We start from the raw sequence: 4,189 nt of genomic DNA, 5'->3' as shown, positions 1-4,189 counted from the left end.
GGCGCCCCACGCTGAGCGTCACCGGCGCCGAGGGCTTTCCCGCGCTCAAGGACGCGGGCAACGTGCTGCGCCCCTACACCGCCTTCAAGCTGAGCCTGCGCCTGCCGCCGCTGGTGGACGCCGCCGCCGCCGTGCAGGAACTCAAGGCCCTGCTGGAAGACAACGCGCCCTACCAGGCCAAGGTCACCTTCGCCGGCGAGGGCGCGGCCAGTGGCTGGAACGCGCCGCCCACCACCGACTGGTTCGAGCGCGCCCTGCAGGACGCCTCGCAGGCGCACTTCGGCGCCGCCTGCGGCACCATCGGCCAGGGCGGCACCATCCCGCTCATGAACCTGCTCAGCCAGGGCTTCCCCACGGCGCAGATGATGGTCTGCGGCGTGCTCGGCCCCAAGAGCAACGCGCACGGGCCCAACGAGTTCCTGCACCTGGACTACGCGCGCCGGCTCACCGCCAGCGTGGCCCAGGTCATCGCTCGCATGCCCTGAAATGGAACACCCCCGCCGCGCTTCGCGCGACCCCCTCCAGGGGGCCATGCCTGCGGCCCGGCACAGCCGGTTCCGCGGCATTCCTCGGTTGCGCACGCCGTGCGCGGCGTGTTTGGCGAACGCCGACGGACGATGAAGAGATGAGCGACACCACGCAAGCCCCGTTCACCGCCCGCGACGGACTCAACCTCGCGCTCTACGACTGGCCCCTGCCTTCGCGCGTGCGCCCGCGCGGCGTGGTGCTCATCGTGCACGGCCTGGGCGAGCACGCCTGGCGCTACAACGACCTGGCGCACCGCCTCAACGAATGGGGCTTCTTCGTGCGCGCCTACGACCAGCGCGGCCACGGCGACTCGGGCGGCGCCCCCGGCGTATTGCCCGACGACGACGCCCTGCTCGACGACCTGCACGAAATGGTGGACGACACGCGGCGCCACATCGCCGAGCCCTGGTCCTGCCCGCTGATCCTGCTCGGCCACAGCATGGGCGGCCTGGTCAGCGCCACCTTCGTGCAGCGCGGCATGGCCCGGGTGGACGCGCTGGTGCTCTCCTCGCCCGCGCTGGACGCCGGGCTCTCGGGCTTCAAGCGCTGGTTGATCGGGCTGATGATGCGGCTGTCGCCCGACACCACCCTGGGCAATGGGCTGGACGCGGAGAAGATCTCGCACGACCCGGCCGTGGTGAAGGCCTACCAGCGCGACCGGCGCGTGCACGACCGCATCAGCGCGCGGCTGGCGCGGTTCATCGACGACAACGGCCCCCTGGTGCGCGCCGCGGCGCCGCGCTGGCCGGTGCCCACGCTGCTGATGTTCGCGGGCGACGACCACCTGGTGGACCCGGCCGGCAGCGTGGCCTTCGCGAACGCCGCGCCGGCCCCCATGGTGGTGGCGCGCCGCTTCGACGGCCTGTACCACGAGATCTTCAACGAGCGCGACAACGCCGCGGTGTTCGACACCCTGCGGCAATGGCTGGACCGCCTGGCGCCCGCGCGGGGCTGAGCGCCCCGCTGGGGCCGGTTCGGTTCTGGCCGGCCCCGGGCGGCGCCGCCTCAGCGCCGCCTCAGCGCCGCATCAGGCCGCCGAGCAGGCCGCCCAGATCGCCCAGGCCACCGCCCCCTGCGGCGCCGCCGCCCAGCAGGCCGCCGAGCGCGTCCAGGGGGTTGCTGCCGGCCTCACCCGCCGCTGGCACGCGGCCCTGCGGCGTGAGCTGGTCGATCAGCCCGGGCAGCACCTGCGCCAGCACCGACGAGGCCTGCTGGCCGTTGCCGCCGAGCAGGCCGCCCAGCGCGCCCATGAGGTCGGGGCCCAGCGCGCCGCCGAGCTGCTCGCCCGACACCGGCTGGTTGGCGCCCGTGCCTACCCAGGACTGCGCGGCCTCGCCCAGGCCGCCGGCCTGCAGCTTGGCCAGCAGGCCTTCGATGCCGCCCGATTGCTGCAGCAGCTGCGCCACCAGCGCCATCACCTGCTGCGCGTCGAAGCCACCGGCGGCGTTCGAGCCGTTGCCTGATCCGCCCAGCATTGCATCCAGAAGTCCCATGTAGTGCTCCAGGGCGCGGAACCGCTCCGCGCGTCAGGCGGCATTGTGGGCGGCCCCCCGCTGGCGGGCAAGCCAGAGCAGGGAGAGGCCCAGCAGCGCCACCGGCAGCAGCGAGCCCAGGTTGAGCCAGGTCCAGCCCTGCGTGGTGACCAGCGCGCCCGAGGCGAAGGAGGTCAGCGCCATGGTGGCGAACACGCCGAAGTTGATGGCGGCCTGGGCGCGGTCCTTTTCCTCCGGCCGCCAGGCCTGCAGCGCCAGCGTGGTGCTGCCGGTGAAGAGGAAGTTCCAGCCCACGCCGAGCAGGAACAGGGCGATGAGGAACTGGTGCAGGTCCACGCCCGAGAGCGCGACGGCGACGCAGGCCAGGTTGAGCGCCACGCCCACGCCCATGATGGGCAGCACGCCGAAGCGGCGGATCAGGTGGCCGGTGAAGAAGCCGGGCGCGAACATGCCGATCACGTGCCACTCCAGCACCAGGGCCACGTCCTCGAAGGGCAGGCCGCAGACCTGCATGGCCAGCGGCGTGGCCGCCATCAGCAGGTTCATCACGCCGTAGCCCAAGGCGGCGCCCAGCGCGGCGACGATGAACACCGGCTGGCGCACGATCTCGCCCAGCGGCCGGCCCTGCGGCGCATCGGCCGCGCGCGCGGGGACGGGGGGAAAGCGCACGAAGGCCATCACCGCCATGGACAGCAGGGCCACCACGGTCAGCGCCAGGTAGGCGCCGGCGAAGGGCGCCTCGGTCAGGCCGCGCGTGCGCGCCGCCAGGTTGGGGCCCAGCACGGCGCCGATCAGGCCGCCCGCCAGCACCAGCGAGACCGCCTTTTCGCGAAAGGCCGGCGCCGCCAGTTCGGCGGCCGCGAAGCGGTAGAGCTGGCCGTTGGCGCTGTAGTAGCCCGCCACCACCGTGCCCAGGATGAGCAGCCCGAACGAGCCCCGGGAGATGGCCCAGGCGCACAGCAGCGCCGACAGCAGGGCCACCAGCAGGCCGAGTTGGAACGAGGCCTGGCGCCCGAAGCGGCGCTGCGCTCGCGCCACCAGCGGCGTGCTCAGGGCACCCCCCACCACGTAGCCCATCACCGGCAGCGTGGCCATCCAGCCCAGCGGCGCCAGCGCCAGGCCCACCAGCCCGTTGATGGTGATGAACACCACGTTGTTGGTGAGGAACAGGCCTTGGGCGGCGGCCAGGAGCCAGAGGTTGCGGTTCATAAGCGAGCGTTTATACAGTCGCGGCCCCCGGCCCCGGTGGCGGCGGGGCCAATGGCCTGACGTGCGGACGACACCTGGGTGACCCGATTGCTATGGAAATGAAAGCGGCCATGACATATGTGTCAAGCCAATGACGGCGGCCGGGCAGGCGTCGCCGCGACGGGCGGTCCTCAAGATGCGGGGGCCGCCTCCGAAGAAGCGGGGGTCGGCACCCGCGCGTGCCGCGTTGTCCCTGATCGGTGTTTCCCATGAACTGGCTGTCCCACATTTCCGTTCGCGCCAAGCTGGCGCTGCTGCTCGCGCTGTGCGCGCTGGGCATCTTCGCCGTGGCCGCGTCGGCCTTCGTCAGCCTGGACCGCGCCGTCGCGGCCAGCCAGCGGCTGGTGCAAACCGAGGTGAGCGCCCTGCGCGCGCTGGGCGAGGTGCGCGCCGACGTGGGCAACATGCGCCGCTTCGAGAAGGACCTGTTCCTCAACCTGGCCGACGAGGCGGCGCTGGAGCGCTACCACCAGGCCTGGACGGCCCAGGTGGCCTCGGGGCTGGCGCGCCTGGCGCAGCTGCGGCCCATGCTGCTGCCGGCGGAGCAGGCGGCGCTGGACCGCATGGCCGCGGGCCTGGGGCAGTACCGCGACGCGGTGAACGCCATCCACACCGGCATCAACCGCGGCGAGATCAACGACCCCTGGCGCGCCAACCAGGCCCTGGAGCCGGCGAAGAACGACGTGCGCGCGGCCGACGAGGCCTTCAATGAGATCAGCGCGGCGGTGAGCGGCCGGGTGGACGGCATGGTGGACGCCCTGGCCCGCCTGCAGCGCCAGGCCATGCGCGCGACCGTGCTGGCCGCGCTGGTGGTGCTGGGGCTGGCCCTGGGACTGGGCTACGTGATCAGCGGGCGCATCACGCGGCCGCTGGACGAAGCGGCGCGCGCCATCGAGCGCGTGGCGGCGGGCGATCTCACC

At 73.0% G+C, this 4,189-nt stretch carries 5 protein-coding genes; 3 read left to right on the top strand and 2 right to left on the bottom strand.

Features of this window, described 5'->3' with window-relative positions:
* Both BGO22_RS03900 and BGO22_RS03895 read left to right on the top strand, forming a co-directional pair.
* Positions 1 to 485 (top strand): M20/M25/M40 family metallo-hydrolase (locus BGO22_RS03900; protein ID WP_286849115.1); only part of this gene is annotated, 485 nt, incomplete at its 5' end.
* Positions 486 to 625: 140 nt separating this feature from the next.
* Positions 626 to 1,483 (top strand): alpha/beta hydrolase, encoded by an 858-nt coding sequence (locus BGO22_RS03895; RefSeq protein WP_204743722.1) that lies wholly within the window; start codon positions 626 to 628, stop codon positions 1,481 to 1,483.
* A gap of 61 nt (positions 1,484 to 1,544) precedes the next feature.
* Here the strand turns inward: BGO22_RS03895 and BGO22_RS03890 are convergent, their stop codons facing one another.
* A complete protein-coding gene (locus tag BGO22_RS03890) occupies positions 1,545 to 2,021 on the bottom strand; it encodes a YidB family protein (RefSeq protein ID WP_070399712.1) in 477 nt (158 codons plus the stop codon).
* Between the two features lie 33 nt (positions 2,022 to 2,054).
* A complete protein-coding gene (locus tag BGO22_RS03885) occupies positions 2,055 to 3,230 on the bottom strand; it encodes an MFS transporter (RefSeq protein ID WP_286849113.1) in 1,176 nt (391 codons plus the stop codon).
* Positions 3,231 to 3,478: 248 nt separating this feature from the next.
* On the opposite strand from BGO22_RS03885, the gene BGO22_RS03880 reads away from it, so the two are divergent.
* Positions 3,479 to 4,189, top strand: a 711-nt coding sequence (locus tag BGO22_RS03880) for a methyl-accepting chemotaxis protein (RefSeq protein WP_286849110.1), incomplete at its 3' end; no start/stop codon positions are given.

Source organism: Hydrogenophaga sp. 70-12 (assembly GCF_001897365.1).
In the GTDB taxonomy this organism is placed as follows: domain Bacteria; phylum Pseudomonadota; class Gammaproteobacteria; order Burkholderiales; family Burkholderiaceae_C; genus Hydrogenophaga; species Hydrogenophaga borbori.
Note: the sequence above shows the minus strand (reverse complement) of the source record. Positions and strands in the feature narration are given on the sequence as shown.